The 18609-nt window shown below is 37.8% G+C and carries 20 protein-coding genes and 1 CRISPR repeat array; of the genes, 9 read left to right on the top strand and 11 right to left on the bottom strand.

The features are described from left to right. Nucleotides 1–17 precede the first annotated feature (17 nt). From CCAL9328_RS07245 to CCAL9328_RS07205, 9 genes are all read left to right on the top strand, one after another. Complete coding sequence (locus tag CCAL9328_RS07245; protein WP_170000364.1) at nt 18–185, top strand: hypothetical protein; 168 nt, start codon at nt 18–20, stop codon at nt 183–185. Nucleotides 186–215: 30 nt separating this feature from the next. Beyond that, complete coding sequence (locus CCAL9328_RS07240; protein ID WP_169972443.1) at nt 216–1979, top strand: TM1802 family CRISPR-associated protein; 1764 nt, start codon at nt 216–218, stop codon at nt 1977–1979. Continuing rightward, on the top strand, nt 1980–2900 hold the full coding sequence (cas7b, locus tag CCAL9328_RS07235) for a type I-B CRISPR-associated protein Cas7/Csh2 (RefSeq protein WP_169972442.1): 921 nt from the start codon (nt 1980–1982) through the stop codon (nt 2898–2900). It abuts the gene before it with no gap. Further along, nucleotides 2901–3611, top strand: a complete 711-nt coding sequence (gene cas5 / locus CCAL9328_RS07230) for a CRISPR-associated protein Cas5 (protein ID WP_170000363.1) — start codon at nt 2901–2903, stop codon at nt 3609–3611. Beyond that, the gene (gene cas3 / locus CCAL9328_RS07225; RefSeq protein WP_228026647.1) at nt 3586–5790 is read left to right on the top strand and encodes a CRISPR-associated helicase Cas3'; all 2205 of its coding nucleotides are present in this window, start codon (nt 3586–3588) and stop codon (nt 5788–5790) included. The genes cas5 and cas3 overlap by 26 nt, the downstream gene beginning before the upstream one ends. Beyond that, nucleotides 5790–6287: a CRISPR-associated protein Cas4 gene (gene cas4, locus CCAL9328_RS07220; RefSeq protein ID WP_169972440.1), complete on the top strand. Its 498-nt coding sequence runs from the start codon at nt 5790–5792 to the stop codon at nt 6285–6287. The genes cas3 and cas4 overlap by 1 nt, the downstream gene beginning before the upstream one ends. Nucleotides 6288–6295: 8 nt before the next feature. Continuing rightward, complete coding sequence (cas2, locus tag CCAL9328_RS07215) at nt 6296–6574, top strand: CRISPR-associated endonuclease Cas2 (RefSeq protein WP_169938584.1); 279 nt, start codon at nt 6296–6298, stop codon at nt 6572–6574. 9 nt (nt 6575–6583) lie between these two features. Beyond that, complete coding sequence (gene cas1, locus CCAL9328_RS07210; RefSeq protein ID WP_169972439.1) at nt 6584–7582, top strand: CRISPR-associated endonuclease Cas1; 999 nt, start codon at nt 6584–6586, stop codon at nt 7580–7582. A 136-nt stretch (nt 7583–7718) separates the two neighbouring features. After that, a CRISPR array of direct repeats spans nt 7719–11211; the repeat unit is 30 nt; unit sequence GTTAAAATTTAAGCCGTTGGCTTTTGAAAC. Between the two features lie 57 nt (nt 11212–11268). Further along, complete coding sequence (locus CCAL9328_RS07205) at nt 11269–11454, top strand: hypothetical protein (protein ID WP_169972403.1); 186 nt, start codon at nt 11269–11271, stop codon at nt 11452–11454. A gap of 574 nt (nt 11455–12028) precedes the next feature. Here CCAL9328_RS07205 and CCAL9328_RS07200 read toward each other — a convergent pair. The 11 genes from CCAL9328_RS07200 to CCAL9328_RS07150 all read right to left on the bottom strand — a co-directional run bounded on the left by CCAL9328_RS07200 (nt 12029) and on the right by CCAL9328_RS07150 (nt 18600). Continuing rightward, entirely contained in the window at nt 12029–12556 is a 528-nt protein-coding gene (locus tag CCAL9328_RS07200; protein ID WP_170000362.1) for a cytochrome c3 family protein, read from the bottom strand. Next, a complete protein-coding gene (locus CCAL9328_RS11065) occupies nt 12553–13152 on the bottom strand; it encodes an FAD-binding protein (RefSeq protein WP_349304198.1) in 600 nt (199 codons plus the stop codon). Before CCAL9328_RS11065 ends, CCAL9328_RS07200 begins: the two co-directional genes overlap by 4 nt. A 129-nt stretch (nt 13153–13281) precedes the next feature. After that, on the bottom strand, nt 13282–13932 hold the full coding sequence (locus tag CCAL9328_RS07190; RefSeq protein WP_170000361.1) for a S24 family peptidase: 651 nt from the start codon (nt 13930–13932) through the stop codon (nt 13282–13284). Between the two features lie 101 nt (nt 13933–14033). Then, nucleotides 14034–14843 (bottom strand): DNA adenine methylase, encoded by an 810-nt coding sequence (locus CCAL9328_RS07185; RefSeq protein ID WP_170000360.1) that lies wholly within the window; start codon nt 14841–14843, stop codon nt 14034–14036. Nucleotides 14844–14954: 111 nt separating this feature from the next. After that, complete coding sequence (locus CCAL9328_RS07180) at nt 14955–15512, bottom strand: putative peptidoglycan-binding domain-containing protein (RefSeq protein WP_170000359.1); 558 nt, start codon at nt 15510–15512, stop codon at nt 14955–14957. 2 nt (nt 15513–15514) lie between these two features. After that, nucleotides 15515–15871, bottom strand: a complete 357-nt coding sequence (locus tag CCAL9328_RS07175) for a hypothetical protein (protein WP_170000358.1) — start codon at nt 15869–15871, stop codon at nt 15515–15517. Next, a complete protein-coding gene (locus CCAL9328_RS07170) occupies nt 15868–16164 on the bottom strand; it encodes a hypothetical protein (RefSeq protein ID WP_170000357.1) in 297 nt (98 codons plus the stop codon). The genes CCAL9328_RS07175 and CCAL9328_RS07170 overlap by 4 nt, the downstream gene beginning before the upstream one ends. Nucleotides 16165–16166: 2 nt before the next feature. Beyond that, nucleotides 16167–16589 (bottom strand): hypothetical protein, encoded by a 423-nt coding sequence (locus tag CCAL9328_RS07165; RefSeq protein ID WP_170000356.1) that lies wholly within the window; start codon nt 16587–16589, stop codon nt 16167–16169. 3 nt (nt 16590–16592) lie between these two features. Beyond that, entirely contained in the window at nt 16593–16967 is a 375-nt protein-coding gene (locus CCAL9328_RS07160; protein ID WP_170000355.1) for a DUF1353 domain-containing protein, read from the bottom strand. Continuing rightward, nucleotides 16960–17526, bottom strand: coding sequence for a hypothetical protein (locus tag CCAL9328_RS07155; RefSeq protein WP_170000354.1), 567 nt, complete (start codon nt 17524–17526; stop codon nt 16960–16962). The genes CCAL9328_RS07160 and CCAL9328_RS07155 overlap by 8 nt, the downstream gene beginning before the upstream one ends. A 12-nt stretch (nt 17527–17538) precedes the next feature. Beyond that, nucleotides 17539–18600, bottom strand: a complete 1062-nt coding sequence (locus tag CCAL9328_RS07150; RefSeq protein ID WP_170000353.1) for a gp53-like domain-containing protein — start codon at nt 18598–18600, stop codon at nt 17539–17541. Between the last annotated feature and the right edge of the window lie 9 nt (nt 18601–18609).

Here is an 18609-nt window from a genome sequence, read left to right as displayed (position 1 = left end):
CATAAAAAAGGATTATTATGAAAAATATCTATAAATTTATGGCTAAAGTCGAGTTGGTTTATCAAAAGCAGGTTCTTGATAAAGACAGCATTAGCAAACGGAGTGTTGCAAGGTTTAGTATAACATTTGGTTTTGTTGTATCTGCAATATTTTTATATTATTTTATCCATAAATATTTGGTATAATTTCAAAACACATAAGTCAAGGATTGTATCTTGGGTGACATTATCAAAATATTTTCTGATATCGGGTCAGTTTATGAGGAAGATGAGAAGCGTATTAAAAATAGAGCCTATGAATATGACGAAATAAAGTGCTACCTGTGTGATATAGATACAAAAAATATAATTCCAAGCACTAATATCCCCAAAGATGAGTTAATCATCACTAGATTTGGCATAGGGGCAAACTCTGGCAATCTTTTCCCCAACTATCAATTTATCTCAAAAGATGTTAGTAAAGACGAAGCAAAATTTATAAAAGGTGTTTTAAAGTCTGTTAAAAACTTAATGTCTTATTTTTCTCCAAGCGATATAGAAAACAATGAAATTTTAAAGAGATCAAGCGAGCTTAACGAGGGCTTTTTTGACGATATAATAACCAATATTAAAGCACTTGACGAGCATAAGGCAAAGGATAAAAAAGTAGCCACATTCTTTTGTTTGTCCTATAACGAAAAGCCAATATCATCGTATTTTAAAGAGATTTTTGACAAGCATATAGATAAAAAAGAGGTTAGTAAAATTTACGGATATGACATCTTAACCAACAAAAAAGGCGTAGGAGCGGACGCAAATTTAGCCTTTTGCTCCGTAAATGAACTGCCTGAAAATTTAAAGAGCGTAAAATCAAAGCTTCTACCGCTAAATGAGTCAAGTGCAAATAGAATTAGGATCGGATTTTTAGCCACTGACAAGGAGCTTTCGCATAATTTTTATGGTGTTAAAATGGCGATATTGCCGACACTGCTCTCAAATGATCAAAGCCTATTTAAAGAGATCATACAGATATTAAAAGAGGCTAAGAAAAATGATGTCGAGGAGCTCGCACAAGCTGAGGAGATAGCCATAGATGTCGCGCTAGAATATGTGGCAAAAAGAGAGAAAGATCTGCCTGTTTTAAACACGATTTTATTCTATGCTAAAAATAATGCGGCGATTGATGTTTTGCTCCAGATAGATGATGTCTTGCCGTCTTATATCTCTAAAATTTCAAACGCTATGGGAAGTCGTAACATAAAGGCTTTTAAACGCAAAGATATAAAGGATAACGACGAGGCTATATATCTGCAAAATCTTTTTGAAAATAGTCTTGAAATTATGAAATTTTTGCTGTCTCAAAACAAGGTTGATTTAGACACTATGATACAAAGGTATGCTGAGCTGATATACTATGGAAATATCAATAAGAAGTATCGTTTTGCTATTGATTGGGGGAAGTATTTTAACGGTTACTATCCGCAAAGAAGCATAGAAAGTATCTCTAAATACCAAGAGCTATTTAACGAGATAGATATTTTAAATAAAAAACTTACATTGCAAAAGGAGTGTGATTTGCAAAATTTAAAGGACAAAAAGGAGCTTATCCGCTCACTTATACAAGGTAGCGAATTTATAAACAACGATAGCGTTTTGCAAGGGGCATATTTGCTAGGTATGCTGTCGTCTGCTCTTATGAAGTGGCAATACGCCGTTAGCGAAAGTGCATCTTTTGCTAGATGGTTAAACAATAATGGCGCTATAACAAAGGATTCGCTTGAGAGAATTTGGATGAAATGCTATGCAACAAAGGGCAAGCTAGAAAATATATCAAAGCATCCAAATTTAAGCATAAATCAGACTATGGAGCTAGCCGAGGAGATATTGCCAAGTGTATTTTTATCAAAAGATGTGGCTAAAAGCTCTCACATCACGCTTGCATTTGCTATGGGCGGAAATGACTATAATAAATTTATAAAAGATGAGAAAAAAGGAGAATAGATGAAAAAGAAAGAGATACTGTTTTTGTGGGATGGAGAGAATTTTAACCCAAACGGCGATATGTTAAGAGAAAATGCTCCTAGGATAGATGACGAGACAAATATCGCTGAGGTTACGGACGTGCGTATAAAGCGGACTATTCGCGATGAGATTATGAAAAAGGACGAGAGCATTATCTTTGTCAAAGAGTATAAGAGCGGCGAAAACATCCTAGACTGTAAATCCGCCGTAAGAGAGGTCATAAACATAAAGCAAGAAAAGGCGCAAATAGAAAGGGATATACTGTCTAAATTTATTGATATTCGCGCATTTGGCGGAGTTTTACCAATCTCTGATAAAGATGAGATGAAAAAAGATAAGGATATAAAAACTGCCGGAGTGCAATTTACCGGTGCGGTTCAGTTTAGGATGAGCAGGTCGCTTCACAGGGTGCAAACACAACACATCAAAGGCACGGGAGCCTTTGCTAGTGGTAACGACAAGGGCGCAAAAACTTTTAGAGAAGAGGACTTTTTAAGCTACGCGATGTTTGCGACTTACGGAATTTTTGATAACAATAACGCTAAAAATACAAATTTCAGCGAAGATGATGCAAGGGAAATTTTATCCGCACTTTGGAACGGAACGAAAAATCTAATAACACGCTCAAAAATGGGTCAAACGCCTAGATTTATGCTGATAATAACATATAAAGACGATACATTTGCCGGGGATCTAAACAATAGCATATCGTTAAAAAGCGCTAAGAGTGACGAGGCTATAAGAAACATAAACGACTACACTATCGACTTTTCAAATTTAAATGCAAAGCTTCAAAGATACGCTCAAAATATCGAGAAAATCGAATATGTAAGCGACTTTGACTTTGAGAAAAACAATAAAGCAGGATTTGGCGAAAGCTGGCAAAAAATAGGGCTATAAATGAATATCGTTGCCTTTAAGCTAACGGGCGATTACGCTCACTTTTCACACCCAGCCACGATATACTCAAGCCTTACCTATCCTGTGCCACCCAAAACTTCCATAATGGGGCTTTTGGGTGCGATCATCGGCGAAAGAGAGTATTACAAGCTAAACGATATAAAGTATAGCGTCAAGATTGATAGGCAAATTTCTAAGAAAAGCTTTGTTTTTAACGGTATAAAATTCGCTCTTTCATCAAGTATGCACATAAAAGAGGGCTATCAAGATGCAAGTGAGAAAAAGCAGTTTTATAGAGAGCTTATCATTAGTCCCGCATATACGATATTTTTAAATTTAGAGCATTTAGAAGAGTGTTATCAAAGCGCGATTATTAAAAATTTAAAAGAACATAAAAGCGTGTTTACGCCGTATTTAGGGATAAATTTTTGCATAGCTGATTTTAGCTGGATAGATATAAAAAGTTGCTCGCTGGCACAAGAAGACAAAAGCGATGTAGATACCATTGTTTTGCTTGATGACTTCATATTTGACACGCAAAATCAAAACATCAAGCTCACCACCGCAAGGATGGCTTGCGCGTGTGAAGAGGGGAGAATTTTTAAGGACTTTAACAACTTTGTTATTAAAGTCGGCGGTGAAAGTCGGGTTCGAGCGAAAAATAGGGGCAATATCTATGAGATAAATGGGGAGCGAGTCTATTTTGTTTAGCGAGTTTTTATCGCATCCTGATAAGCTTTTTACAACTCATATCGTAAATATGATAAGCTGCGAGAGCGATGAAATATGCAAGCAAATAAAGCTATTTCACGATATTGCAAAGCTAAAAAACGACTTTCAAAAGTATATCAGAGGTGAGAGCGAAAACGGACTTTATAAAAATCACTCCTTGCTCTCGGCGTATTTTTTTCTCTTAAACTCAGTTGCAAGCGAGCTAGAGACAGCTTTTGGCTTTTTATCCATCGTATCTCACCACGGCGACGTCGAAAATTTTAACGAGCTAATAAGCTCAAACAAAAACTTTGGCAGATATTTTGAGCTATCAAATGAGCTGAAATTTTGGGATGAAGTTGCTAAAAATGCTAAAAATTTAGAGATTTACTCCGAGATAAAAACCGATAAAACTAAGCTTTTAGAGCGAGCCAAAGAGCTATATATGCATACGCTTAGGTTGAAAAACAAATTTGACTATAACAACTTTATAGAGTTTAAAAGACTTTATTCATCTCTTATCTATGCTGATAAATTTGAAGCCATTTTTAGTGAAAAACAGAGCGGTTTAGCTCCTATAAAGACGCAAGAATTTGATCTATATATGTCGCAGCTAGAAAGTGCAAAGCCAAACAAAAAAAGAAGCGAATTTAGAGAGTTTGTGATGTCAAATTTTGATATAAACCACAAGCTTTTTACGCTTACCGCGCCAACCGGTTACGGTAAGACTTTGACAGCGTTAAATTTCGCTCTTAAATTTAACAAAGAGCGCATTATATACGCCTTGCCATTTACCTCTATAACCGACCAAACTCACGATGTGATAAGCAAAATTTATAAAGATAACGACGACGTTTTGGTCCATAAGGCACACCATAAAACCGCCATAGATGAAAACACGCCTGAAGATAGATACTCCAAGATAAAATTTCTAATGGAAAGTTTTAGCGCAAATATCAATGTAACGACACTTTATCAGCTGATTTTTGCCATTTTTGGTAATAAAAACAGGGATAATGTCAAATTTAACCAGCTAAAAAATAGCGTCGTTATCATAGATGAGGCTCAAGCGATACCTTATAAATTTAGAGCTGATTTTATCAAGCTTTGCGAGATAATATCTGAGAAATTTGACACCGTTTTTATATTTATGTCGGCGACTATGCCTATCATGCATAGTGAAAATTTTAGAGAAATTTCAAATTTAAAGTATTTTAAAAACCAAAATAGATATGTGTTAAAGTGGCTTGATATAGAGCAAAATGAAGAGAATTTGATAGAGCAAATCAGCCAAAGCGCAAGTGAGAAAAACACGCTCGTAGTTGTAAATACTATACGTAAAGCTCAGGAGCTGTTTTTAAGGTTTAGAGACGGTTTTTGCTGTTTTTGCCTCAACGGATATATGCACGATAAGCACAAACAAGATACGATAAAAAGCGTCAAAGAGGCTATAAATTTAAATAAAACCGCGGGCGAAAAACCCGTGCTTTTGATCTCTACGCAGTCGATAGAAGCTGGTGTTGATCTTGACTTTGATGTTGGGTTTAGAGAGATCTCGCCGATAAGCTCTATCGTGCAAACCGCAGGACGGATAAACAGAAATTTTGGCACTCAAGGCACACTTTATGTGTTTGAGGATATTTGTGGGTACTCAGACCCGATTTACGGCGATGTGAAACTTATAAGTGATAATATCTTGCAAAAAACTCTTTTGCAAAAGTGTATTGAAGAAGAGGAAATTTTAGAGATTATAAATCAATTTTTTGCGGATATTAGCACACACCTTGAGGGCTATTTGTTACACAAAGAGATGAAAGAGCTGGCATTTTTTGACATAAATAAAGCGATAGATGAGGTAATGAACGATGAGTATAAAGTGCTTGTGGTTATAGAGCCTAAGACTAGCTTTATAAAGGAGTTTGAGAGTGAAATTTTAGCTATCAGACAAAATGAAAATATGGATAAATTCAAAGCCAAAGATATGCTAAAAAATACGATAAAGAAAATTTCAAAATTTGGTGTAAATGTGTCTATTAAAGATAGTCAAAATTTAATATTGAAACCTATTTTAGGGCTTAAAGATGTCTATTATCTACCTTTTGGCGATACTATGTATAATGAATCTTTTGGTCTTAAAAAAGATGTGAACTTTGGCGCATTAAACGAGGCTTTTTCCTAATGTTTAACAAAGAGCAGATCACCGGAACGCTTGTGAACTACTACGCCACTTGCAAGCGTGAAGCGTGGCTATACGCCCATCATATCCACGCTGATCAAGAGGATGAAAACGTCGCATTTGGCAAGGCGATGGCGGATATAAAAGAGCAAAATTTACAAGAGTTTGCCTTTGCAAATTTGAAATTTGACAAGCTTTCAAAAGAGCGCGGACACTACGTCGTAACCGAATACAAAAAGAGCCTAAAAAACGAATATGCCGCTAAAATGCAGCTACTTTTTTATATCTATCTTTTAAAAACAGGTTTAAATTTAAAAGAGGTAAAAGGCAAGATAATAAGCGGTAAAAAAGTAGTGCTCGTGGAGGATAGCGATGAGAATTTTGCCATTTTAGAGCAAATACTAGGCGAGATAGAGGAGCTCGTAAACACGCCCACGCCGCCTAAATTTGAGCACAAAAAGATATGCGACAACTGTGCTTATAGAAACTATTGTATATAAGGGGCAAGATGTATGTGATACTTTTTTATGATATTGCAGGAGCCGAGCAAAAGGAGAAAAATAATGCAAACCGCATAAGAAAAGCGGTGGAGAAGTATCTGCCGCGCGTGCAGTTTTCGGTCTTTGAGGGCGAGATAAGACAAAGTGACTTTAAAAGGCTCACGGCGACACTTCAAAAGGAGTGCGACAAGGAGCTTGACTCCATCGTGATTTACACGTTTAACTCGCTCAAATACTCCGAGCGCCTAGTCATCGGACAGGACAAAAACGGCTCACTATTTAGCTAAGGCGGACAAATGCAAAAGAACGACAGAACACACTTTATACTTAGCCCCGGGCGACTTAGGCGGCAGGATAACAACCTGTATTTTGATAAATTTGACGAGGATTTGAGCGTATGTGCGACTAAAATTTTGCCTATTAACGCCATTGATGAGGTCTATATGTTAGCCAGAGTTGAGATAGACAGCTATACGCTTGCGTTTTTGGCTGACAATAACGTGCTTTTGCACTTTTTTAGCCCTTACGGCAGCTTTCGTGGTAACTTTTTCCCAAACACGTCAAACTCCGTAAATAAAAGCGGTTTTGTGCTCTTGCAGCAGCTTCGTGCCTTTGACGATAGCGTAAAGCGCCTATATATCGCACGTGAGATAACTAGGGCACATATCCTAAACGATGCGATGAACTGTAAAAAACACGGTGTGAGCTTTGACATAAGTCCGCATATCGCAGCACTTGAGGGAGCAACAACGATAGCGCAGATAATGGCAGCCGAAGGTGCTTTTCAAAAGCTATATTACGAAAAATGGAACGAGATAATCACCGATCAAAAGAGCTTTAAATTTACAGTGCGTTCCAAGCGCCCGCCCGCAGACAAGATAAACAGCTTCATAAGCTACATAAATACACGCATTTATAATGTCTGTCTAAGTGAGATTTATAAGACCGAGCTAGATCCAAGGATCGGCTTTTTACACGAGCCAAACTACCGTGCGCTTAGCTTGCATCTTGATATTGCTGAGATTTTTAAGCCGATTTTGGGCGATACGCTGATCTTTACAATACTAAATCGTCGTGAGATCACGGCAAAGGACTTTGAGACGAACGCCGGACGGATCAAATTTAGCAACGAAGCCGTGCAAAAGATCGAGATAAAGATAATCGGCAAGCTCACCGAGCAAGTAGAAATAGCGGGGCAAAAGCTCACGTGGAGGCAGGTGATCCGCCGAGAAGCCAATAGACTTAAAAAGTGTATTTGTGAGGACGCACCTTATGAGGGGTTTGTATGGAGATAAAGCTTGTTTTAAGCTTTATGATGACCCGATATTTTGGGCACTTGGCTGTTTGATGTGAGTAAAATTTAGCCTTTTATAAGGTAAATAGATATAGACTTTATCTTGCAAACAGCCCTAAAATGTGTGTTTTGGTGCTGTTAAAATTTAAGCCGTTGGCTTTTGAAACCGTTTTTTTCCATCTGTTTTACTACTAGTTTTGCTGTTAAAATTTAAGCCGTTGGCTTTTGAAACGCTCGACTTGCACCGTATTATCGCCCGCGTTAAATTTGTTAAAATTTAAGCCGTTGGCTTTTGAAACTCGCCACACTGTATTGTGACTGACACAAGGTCATTGTTAAAATTTAAGCCGTTGGCTTTTGAAACAATTTGCTCCTCGCTTCGTTTTTCATGCTACTATGTTAAAATTTAAGCCGTTGGCTTTTGAAACAAGCGACTAAACGCACGCTTGGCCGCGCCGTCATCTTGTTAAAATTTAAGCCGTTGGCTTTTGAAACCTTGGATACTGTATATCCAAAATCTACCTTGATTTAGTTAAAATTTAAGCCGTTGGCTTTTGAAACACGCTGCCCCAAAAGTGCAGATAACCATACTAAGTTAAAATTTAAGCCGTTGGCTTTTGAAACCAGATAATGGAGTAGGAAATTATACAATTAACTTTAGTTAAAATTTAAGCCGTTGGCTTTTGAAACCTACCTTTGGTGGCATAAAAACAACTTTTTGATTGGTTAAAATTTAAGCCGTTGGCTTTTGAAACAAAGGAGAAAACTTGAAAACTTCGTTTTTGTTTAGGTTAAAATTTAAGCCGTTGGCTTTTGAAACATTCAATATCCGGGTAGAAGCTGTTAGCCGAAATAGTTAAAATTTAAGCCGTTGGCTTTTGAAACATTTTAGTGTCGTCCTGCTCGTCGTCAAACCAAAGTTAAAATTTAAGCCGTTGGCTTTTGAAACATATCCTATCGCAAGCCATCTAGCCGAGGTTACAGTTAAAATTTAAGCCGTTGGCTTTTGAAACTCTTGGATTTGGTAGATACGAACACATAGGCGAAGGTTAAAATTTAAGCCGTTGGCTTTTGAAACTTTCCATTAGAAATAACTGTTGCTTGCACTCTTGACGTTAAAATTTAAGCCGTTGGCTTTTGAAACTTCAAACTCATTTAGAGGTAGGCGGACTAAAAGTCAAGTTAAAATTTAAGCCGTTGGCTTTTGAAACAGATAGTTTACGAACACTGTAAGCGCTTAAGTGGCGTTAAAATTTAAGCCGTTGGCTTTTGAAACTTGTTACGAAGTCTAGTGGCGGAATCTCACGTTCTGTTAAAATTTAAGCCGTTGGCTTTTGAAACTTTTCTTCTGAAAATCTTTTGTCTTGGCAAAATCTGGTTAAAATTTAAGCCGTTGGCTTTTGAAACTTTGCTATTTGTGCCGTAGGGTCATTCAAAATACTGGTTAAAATTTAAGCCGTTGGCTTTTGAAACAATTCTAACATAATCGTGTTATCACTTCAACTCTTGGTTAAAATTTAAGCCGTTGGCTTTTGAAACTTTTCGGAGTCTTTTTCAGAAGCTGTGTATGTTGCGTTAAAATTTAAGCCGTTGGCTTTTGAAACATTCACAATGTCAAAAAGAATTTAAATTCAAAAGAGTTAAAATTTAAGCCGTTGGCTTTTGAAACTATCCAATATCAACAACACAAACCAAGCCATCTTGTGTTAAAATTTAAGCCGTTGGCTTTTGAAACGTATGTGATGGCAGAAGCTTAGCAAAGTCAGACTATGTTAAAATTTAAGCCGTTGGCTTTTGAAACAAATATTGTTTCAAAGTCGATATTAAAACAGCCTAGTTAAAATTTAAGCCGTTGGCTTTTGAAACCCGTCGGAAAACGTCTTTATCTCACCGCCGTCGAGTTAAAATTTAAGCCGTTGGCTTTTGAAACTGACGTAGTAGATTATCTTGGATTTGGGAGATACGTTAAAATTTAAGCCGTTGGCTTTTGAAACTGCTAAATTTGTATATTTTGGAACAAAACCGCATGTTAAAATTTAAGCCGTTGGCTTTTGAAACTAACACAATATAAAGAAATCGCTATGCCTATTAAGTTAAAATTTAAGCCGTTGGCTTTTGAAACCTCTTCCTGCTAAACCTGTATATGACCCCTCTAAGTTAAAATTTAAGCCGTTGGCTTTTGAAACAATTCGACCCTGTAAGTGAATATCTAATAAAGGGGTTAAAATTTAAGCCGTTGGCTTTTGAAACATGGTAAATTCATTGATTTGAGCCGTTGCTTGACCGTTAAAATTTAAGCCGTTGGCTTTTGAAACATTGTGCTAACTTTCCACTGGCTATTTGTATCTTGCGTTAAAATTTAAGCCGTTGGCTTTTGAAACAAAAGACAGACAAAAGACTAGAGGTTATGGGCAACCGTTAAAATTTAAGCCGTTGGCTTTTGAAACAAGCTTGAGCTTATGCGGCTAGCTTCTACTCCGCTGTTAAAATTTAAGCCGTTGGCTTTTGAAACGCCCGAGCATTCGCGCTAGGCGATCGGGTTCTGTTTGTGTTAAAATTTAAGCCGTTGGCTTTTGAAACCAAAACGGATAAAATCCGCAAAGCTCCAGCCCGTGGTTAAAATTTAAGCCGTTGGCTTTTGAAACAAACTTGGTATCGATGAGATGTTTGAAGACCTTACATTAAAATTTAAGCCGTTGGCTTTTGAAACAATTTAGTGTTGGCAAAAATGCCTCGCCGATCGTGAGTTAAAATTTAAGCCGTTGGCTTTTGAAACACTTTTTGTTGGTAAAACAAACTATGAAAAAACTTGGTTAAAATTTAAGCCGTTGGCTTTTGAAACTGGTTGTATCAATAATATCTACTGCTAGTGCATAAGAGTTAAAATTTAAGCCGTTGGCTTTTGAAACAGGTCGGTATGCTTGCAAATGTTCTTGGCGTTTCAGTTAAAATTTAAGCCGTTGGCTTTTGAAACTTTTAGCCGTCGGTGCGCTAATGTTAGTAATCGAGTTAAAATTTAAGCCGTTGGCTTTTGAAACTTTATAAAAAGAGTGATGAAACTAGCAGGAGAGAAAGTTAAAATTTAAGCCGTTGGCTTTTGAAACCAAAGGGTCTTTTAAATAAATTTAAAAAAGGTGTGTTAAAATTTAAGCCGTTGGCTTTTGAAACTTTAAAAGTAGTCGCAAAAAACAACGACGCAAACTGGTTAAAATTTAAGCCGTTGGCTTTTGAAACAGCAAATTCAAAACAAAAATATTTCTACTCTAATTGTTAAAATTTAAGCCGTTGGCTTTTGAAACTCATTTGAAATAACCCATAATCTACTATTTAAATCAAGTTAAAATTTAAGCCGTTGGCTTTTGAAACATGACGTCCTTTGGTACTGGGAGTTTAAAATGTCCGAGTTAAAATTTAAGCCGTTGGCTTTTGAAACTCGCCGCTAGAGCTTCATCGCTCATCACGCCGTTTTGCGTTAAAATTTAAGTCGTTGGCTTTTGAAACACCGCTAAGGGGCGTGGGCTAAAGCCAGTTAAAAGTTAAAATTTAAGCCGTTGGCTTTTGAAACGATTAAATACTGCTTAAGTAAATAAAAAGAGCGTAGTTAAAATTTAAGCCGTTGGCTTTTGAATTGAAATGAATGAAGGTAGGTAAGGTTGGAATTTGTTTTAAACGTAAAGGAGAAAGAAAATGCAAGACGTAAAACAACTCAAAGCTATGCTTGATAGATATGAAGCCTTGGCTAAAAAGATCACTAATGCAAAAGCTACACTAGTAGATCTTGAGAGTGAGATGGTAAAACTTGAAGAGAAAATAGGACCGATATTGTTAGTGGCGAGTCGAGTTAATGGCTTTAATTATTTTACGAAGCCTTAATTTGCCTTATTGTGTAAGATGAGCATAAAAAAGTTATTAATAGTTAGTTGTGCCCGCTCTTTTGTATCTTAATAAAGTTGCATGACTGTTATGGTGGCTAGTGGGTGATAAATGTGACATAAAGACAAAGAATGACAAATAAATCCCGGAGAGCTGTAGCTAAAACATGAGCTGCACACAAAAACGCATGACAGTTGAGACAATTACTTAAATACTTATCTTTTAAGTTATGGTAATTTAACCAAAATGTTAGCTAAATATATAAAATGGTGTGTTTTTTGTTGCAAGGAAGTAATTATAGTATTATGCTGTTTGTTGTATTGAAGCAAGTGGCCGGGAGATAGGAACATCGAAACACTATAAAATCGGTATTCCAAGCCATTTTGAACTTTTCTTGTTTTTTAAATAAAGCAATGGAATTTATTGTTTTGTATTAATGAATGCGATTTTAGGCTTAATAATAGCAATAACACAAAAGAACTCTATTACTTTTGCTAAAATTAATAAGAGTTCTTTCAAAAGCTATGAGTTTAGCAAAATAGAAAGTCCGCCCCCAAGTGAGGCGGATTAGAGATTATTTTTCGTTAGGCAAAAACATTCTCCAGCTACTATCCACTTTCCAGTCTATCGGGTGACAAGACATACAAGTATTTAGCTTTTGTGGATGATGCACAGCGTGACACGACTGACACTCTAGCATCTCATTGTCTTTATTATGAACTCCATCGTGTGGGTTAGAAAGACCATAATGTGCAGTCTTTTTCCTGATATCATCCACCTTATGACACTCGGTGCACTGCTCGTTTTTAAAGCCTCTTTGCTTTGCAGGCATCTCAAAGTCGCCGGTTAGATACATCCTGACCTCGTTTAGCTGCTCGGGTATAGTTGGAACGTGACAGTCATGGCATGTTACATTTGCATCATTATGCTTTTTAGCTAGCATATTTCCCTTTACAAAAGAGTCGTACTCAGGCTGCATGTTGTGACACAAGATGCAAAACTCAGCTTTGTGGCTAGCTGCTTGTACTTGATGAAAAGCTACAAAGCCCACGATAACAGCTATCAATAATCCTATTAACGTATATTTTCTTCTCTTGCTCATGCTCTTTCTCCTTTTGCGTTTGCCGCAGCCTGATAGCCTGCTAGGCGTCCGTAGCATAGACATGTCGCATGACTAGTACCAGCTAAGACTACCGGATAATCGCCCAAAAAGCGTCCGCCCATGACATTACCGCAAGCATAAAGCCCTGAAATTTCGTTATAGTCAGTATCTAGCACATTTGCAGTATTTGGCTCAACAGTAAAGCCGCCCATAACAACTAGGCTCGCGCCAACATTCATCTTGCCAGCATAAAACGGAGCGTGGCGGACAGGAAACATCCTTTTAGCAGTCTTGCCAAAGTCATCATCATGACCCTTATCGCATAGCTCGTTGTAGCGTTTTATGGTCGCTAGAAACTGCGTTTGTGCCTTTTTGTTATCAGGATAAAGCATGCCGGCAAGCTCTTCTATGCTGTTTGCCTTAAAGACACCAGGCATCTCTTCAAGATCTTTTACCGATATATACGATGTTTTACCTATCGCCCATTGGCAGTCAGGTGGGAGTTTTGGATTGTCCTCCGGTGCCACGCAGTGATTTACACTACCATGAGATACACCCATAAACTCGACCTGCTCAGGAAATTTAGCATCAAACACCTGCCAACCAAAGTATAAACCTCCAAATGAAATGAGAATTTAAATCTCATTAAAATGAGAAAAATTTAAAGAATAAATTCTCATTTCAGTGAGATTAAAGAAATCTATAACCACATTTTAACCATCTATTTAATCAGTATAACATCTCATCAGTCCTATAAATTTACCTACTATCTGACACTCGCATTGACGAAACCTAATAGGCGTATATAGTGGATTATAGGATACCAGCATAAGCTCATCAGCTTGCTTATAGCACTCTTTGATTACTAATCCGTCTGGAGTATTAACCGCATACACGTCCCCATCTTTATACGGATAACCCCTAGCTATCATACACAAATCATCTTCCATAATATGAGGCTCCATACTGTCGCCTATTGCGCTTATAATATCAAGATCATACATCGGACCGCATCCGTGCTCAAATTTCTGCAATATCTTTTTATCTATTACCACTTCATCAAACTCTTCATCATCGTTATATCCGCCGCCGCCAAGACTAGCTCTTACGTTAAACAGTCTTAATGTCTTATATCTTTTTTCCGATGCTTCTAAGTTTTTATTTTCTTGATTATAAAAGAATAAATTTATTGAAATGTTGCGCTTTGAAAGAAAGTCCATTATCTCTTTATATGGAATGGAGTTTCTAAATTTCATTTGAGCGTAAGCGTTTGGGCTAATGCCAAGCTCTCTTGCCACATCAGCATCTTTTATGTTCTTTTTGCCTTCCGTTGCCAGTATATCCTTTAGTCTTTCAGTAATTTCATTCATATCCATTGTTGGCTCCTTTGATTATAAAATATAATAAAATTTATCAAAATATCTTTAAGAACGTAAATTTATTTTATTTTGTAATAAGGCGGAATTAACCGCCTAGCTTAAAAATTCATTATTAAAAGCTCGCTTCCTTTCTCTCTAGCCTTTCCGTTTAGACTATAATTTACGGCAAGTTCTTTAAATTTAAAGCCTTTGTATAGATCTCTTACTACTTCACAATCATTATATGAAAGCATAAATTTACCCTTGATACCTTTTAAGATGACGGCTAAATTCTCGTGATCGATCATGGTAAAGCCGTTTATCATCTTATAATAGTTTTCGGTGCCTACGTAAGGCGGATCGACGTAAAAGAGCGTTTCATCGCTATCGTATTCCCTAATAAGCCTTTTATAGCTTAAATTTTCTATTAGGGCTTGTTTGAGCCTTTTTGAATAGATATAAAAATCCCTATAAATATTCTTATGCGTCCTGCTTTTCGTCATGGCGAAATTATCGCCTTTGCTTCCAAAGCTGGTAGCAAGCAGATAAAAATAAAACGCCGCCGCCTCTATGTTGTTTCTTGGCTTGAGCCTACCATCTTTGATAGAATAAAACAGCTCTCTACTTCTAAAAAGCGAATTAACAGTCATCGATAAGCTCTGCGGACGAGTGCGAATAATGCGGTGCAGATTGATAAGATCGCTATTTATATCATTTACGATCTCGACCTTTGACGGCTCTTTTTGATAAAAGACCGATAACGCTCCGCCGAACACCTCTACGTATCTTGCATGGGGCGGCATAAGAGGAATGATATGTTTGGCTAGGAGCGATTTCCCGCCTACCCAGCCAAACGGAGCACGCAAGTATGTAGTTCTAGGCGAACCTTGTGAGCCGGAAAATGGGGCTTTTAGTTTGGTTTTTTGCATTTTGCAAACTCCTTACAAATTTAAATATTTTTGCTACTTTGTAAGAAATTTAAGTAATATTATCTCGCTACTTTGTATTTTTACGGATAGGGGACGCCCTATTCGTAAAAATTACACCGCTAAAGCCCTTTTTCTCCACCCTCTAGCGTATATCCTAAAACTTGGATTTCTTTCAATCGGTCTATCGTAATAGGCTAACTCTAAATCATCATACGCTCTGTCAAACACCGCTTCATCTATTCTATTTATAGCCGCTATACTTTGCTCTCCCATATACCCGTCATTTATCACGCCCGCAACTCTTTGAGCCGTTTTTATAGCTACCCTGCATCCGACATTCACCCCAAAAATGAATATCTCGTTCGCTTTGAGCTGGCTCTCTATTTCATCAAGGCGCATTCTATCCCAGAAGCGCTCTTTGTAAAATTTAGCGACCAAGTCTAACAAGAACTCATTTTGCATAAGGATTTTGGAGGCGGCTTTTAAGTCTTTGCCCTTTATTCTTATCATCTCATGCACCATAACCCAGCCGCCCCAGCTAGGGTGCGCTTTTTCGTAAATCCCCATAAAGGTATATGCCTCCTCCGTAGGGTTTTTATGCAAAGCATTAGACGGGTTACTAAACTCTAATGTGTATAAAATTTCTAAAGCTTCATTAAAATTCGGCATTTTTACTCCTCATCTTTCATATTTCTCGGCATAGGCGGTATATCGTCATAGTCGCCGTCTCCCTTTTTAAGTCTGCGGTATATTATTTTATCGGTTAGCGCATTTACCCAGTCCGTGCCTTTCCACGCAAAAAACCCTGCACCAGCTAGAGCCACCTGTGAGTCTTTATATATAAAACGAATTACCTCAAAGCTAACCCAACCGATAAATATCGAGCTAATAACTCCTACCGTAAAATTTATGGCCTTATGCCCGGTGGTTTTGTTTGGATTTGCGCCTATATTTAAAAGCCCGCCTATTAGTCCTACTGCAAAAACCCATAGATATATGCCGACTTCTTTTAAGATGTCGCTAGTCATCTAGTCTCTCCCACACAAGCCTTAAGCAGCAGCTCTACCTCGATATGGTATCTGCCTATATCTATCCAAGTTTGCGGATCGGTCTCTTTAAATTCTACGTTTTGCGGAAGAGTTACCTCACACTTTACGGGCATAGCCACATCTTGATATTCTGTCCTGACAAGCATTTCAGGCTTGCTCGCACACCCTCCGCTTAGTAGTACTATTGTAGATAGCAGGATAATAAATACTATCTTTCTAAACATATAGTGATCTATGCCTTTAAGCCCCATTAGTGTTTGTATCGTTTTCATAATCACTCCCTTTTTCCTAGCCTTTTTATTACGCCTAGGGCTAAATTTAGCTTCTCTTCGCAGCTAGCATTAGTATCTGGCGGTTTTAGATTTTCATACCTTGCCTTAGCACTTGCTTTGGCTTTTTTTATCTGCTTTTTTAGAGCTTCGTTATCTAGCGATACGCTTTTAATTCTTTCATTTTGTAAATTTATTTTTACGTTACATTCGCTTAAATTTGACGCTATTAACGCTATCTTTGTTTTTTCGGCTATAATTTTGTTCTTTTGTTCTTCTATTTTTATCTCTAGCGTTGTTTTGTCTTTTTTTAAGGTCGATATGTCGTTATTAAGAGAGGCTATCTTGATAATCTGCCCTATAAATATACTAAGTAGTCCTGCTACTAAAGCTAGCCGTAATTTATTGCCTATTAAAAATTTAATCATCTTTCACACTCCGTATTTAAATTTATGCCACGCACGGCATGCTAAGTAAAAGCACCATACTTTCCACTTTGCAACGCCGAGTGCCGTCATCATCTCACGCAGGGTTTCGTCGGCTGTTTTAAAAAGCCTCTTTGCTTGCTCTTTAGAGCCCAGTTCAAAGATGAGTTCAGCTTCATCGCAAAGCCAGTCGTGAATGACTATCGCCGAGAGATACTCTGGCGAGTTCGGCGGAAATATGCTCCATAATATACGCGGCACGTTTGCGCCGTTTGTCTTGTATGCTGCTGGAACTACGATATTGCCGTACTCGTATGACTCGACTAACTCAAATCGGTCTTTTGAAAAGGGTTTAAGTATCGGTCTTTTAATCTCATTCATTGCTTGCTCCTAAATCAATTTCTATAACGTCGTAAAAGACTATCGCCTCAAGCTCGTCTTTATCGTTTGCACTTGCTATTCTTGCTTCATACTCCCATTTTATAGAGTGAAGTTTTATGCCCGCTAATTCAATAGCTCTTTTAATAGCCTTAAGTCCGTTTAGGTCGATAGGTTTAAAACTATCGTCCCACATTCTAAATACTTTTTGAGGCAAAAGTTCATAGTTTTCTACCATCGCAGAGGCGTTTAGTAGGTATTTATAGCCTCCGTCTATTATTCCAAAGCCTTTTAGCTCTATTTTTGATTTGTTCTTCATAGCTTCGAACCAAAGCTCAAGCTCGGTTAGCTTTAGGCTCTTAAGCTCTTCGAGCGTAGGCTCTTTAGCTTCGAAAAATAGAGTTTTTGTTTTCGCATCTACTTTGTTTGCGTTTTTATCGATAGCCTCTTGCCAGATTTCATCTGAAATTTGAAAATTCGGCTCAGGTATGCTTTCGTGAATTTCGTCGTCGTAGTAACCCAGTATTTGTTTTGTCTCTTTGTTATAGTGCGTATATTTCATTTTTCCTCCTTTTTAATGCCCTATGGCAAACCACCTGACATGTGCTGAAGCTCCCAACCAGCTTTCAAAAACCATCCCTGAATTTGCAAATTCTTTTAGCAACGATGTTCCCTCTGAAGCTCCGTGATTTTTGTTTGTAGACCACCACCCACCAAAACAAGCGTTAGGAAATGCTATGGGGAATATAATATCGTTTGACGCTATACGAAAATCTGTTGATATTATGCCCCATTGCATGATGAACCCATTTGGTAGTTTCGTATAGCCGTTGTCGCTCTTTAAATTTAAAAAACCGTTATCTATAAAGTCTTTTATCGCCTTTTCAGTCACTGCGCTATCTTCTGCGTTACCGTTGATTGAATTTTTGAGTTTTACGATACCAGCCTTTGCTTCTGTTGCGTATGGTGTGTCGTCTATCTCTGATTGCGTGGCTTCTTTTACGTCTTTGGCTTTGATAAGGATTACGACTGATGAGTTTATTGGCCGTGTTTCTGCGCCACTATTAGCAAATATTTCATATGTATAGCTATGGTTTCCTATTATAGTTGCCTGTGTTGAACCGCCCCCTAAGTATACTGTCCTTGTCAGATGTGGTATTGTATGTGTATGTGCCTGCACTTCTTGCTCTTGCAACTCTCCCAAAGGCAAAGCATTCCCGCCAAGGGAACGCATAAATCTACCATCGTTGAATGTGGGGATATTAAAGTTATCACCACTGCCACCGTATGTGTAGCCTATTACTGCAAATAGCTCTGCGTATTCACTCTTTTTAAGGCTTCTGCCATCACACACCAAAAACCCAGCCGGAGTAGTGCTTTCAGAGCTCCACAGCAGATATGAGCCGATTTTTAGCCCGTCTGATATATCGCTCTTTAAGGCGTATTTACTAGCTTCTATGTTGCCAAGTCTCTGGCTATCGGCAGCCGTATCCTCGGCGTTTAGCTTAGTATTTAGGGCGTTTTCTATCGTGTCGGCTTTCCCTGCAACCGCCGTTAAAGCCGCACCTAGCCTTTCTAACTCGGTATTTATCTGGTTTCTTACCTCTAGCCCGGTTCCGTTTTTTATCTTATCCATTTTTGACCT

Source organism: Campylobacter sp. RM9328 (assembly GCF_012978615.1).
This window is presented reverse-complemented; position numbering and strand designations above follow the sequence as displayed.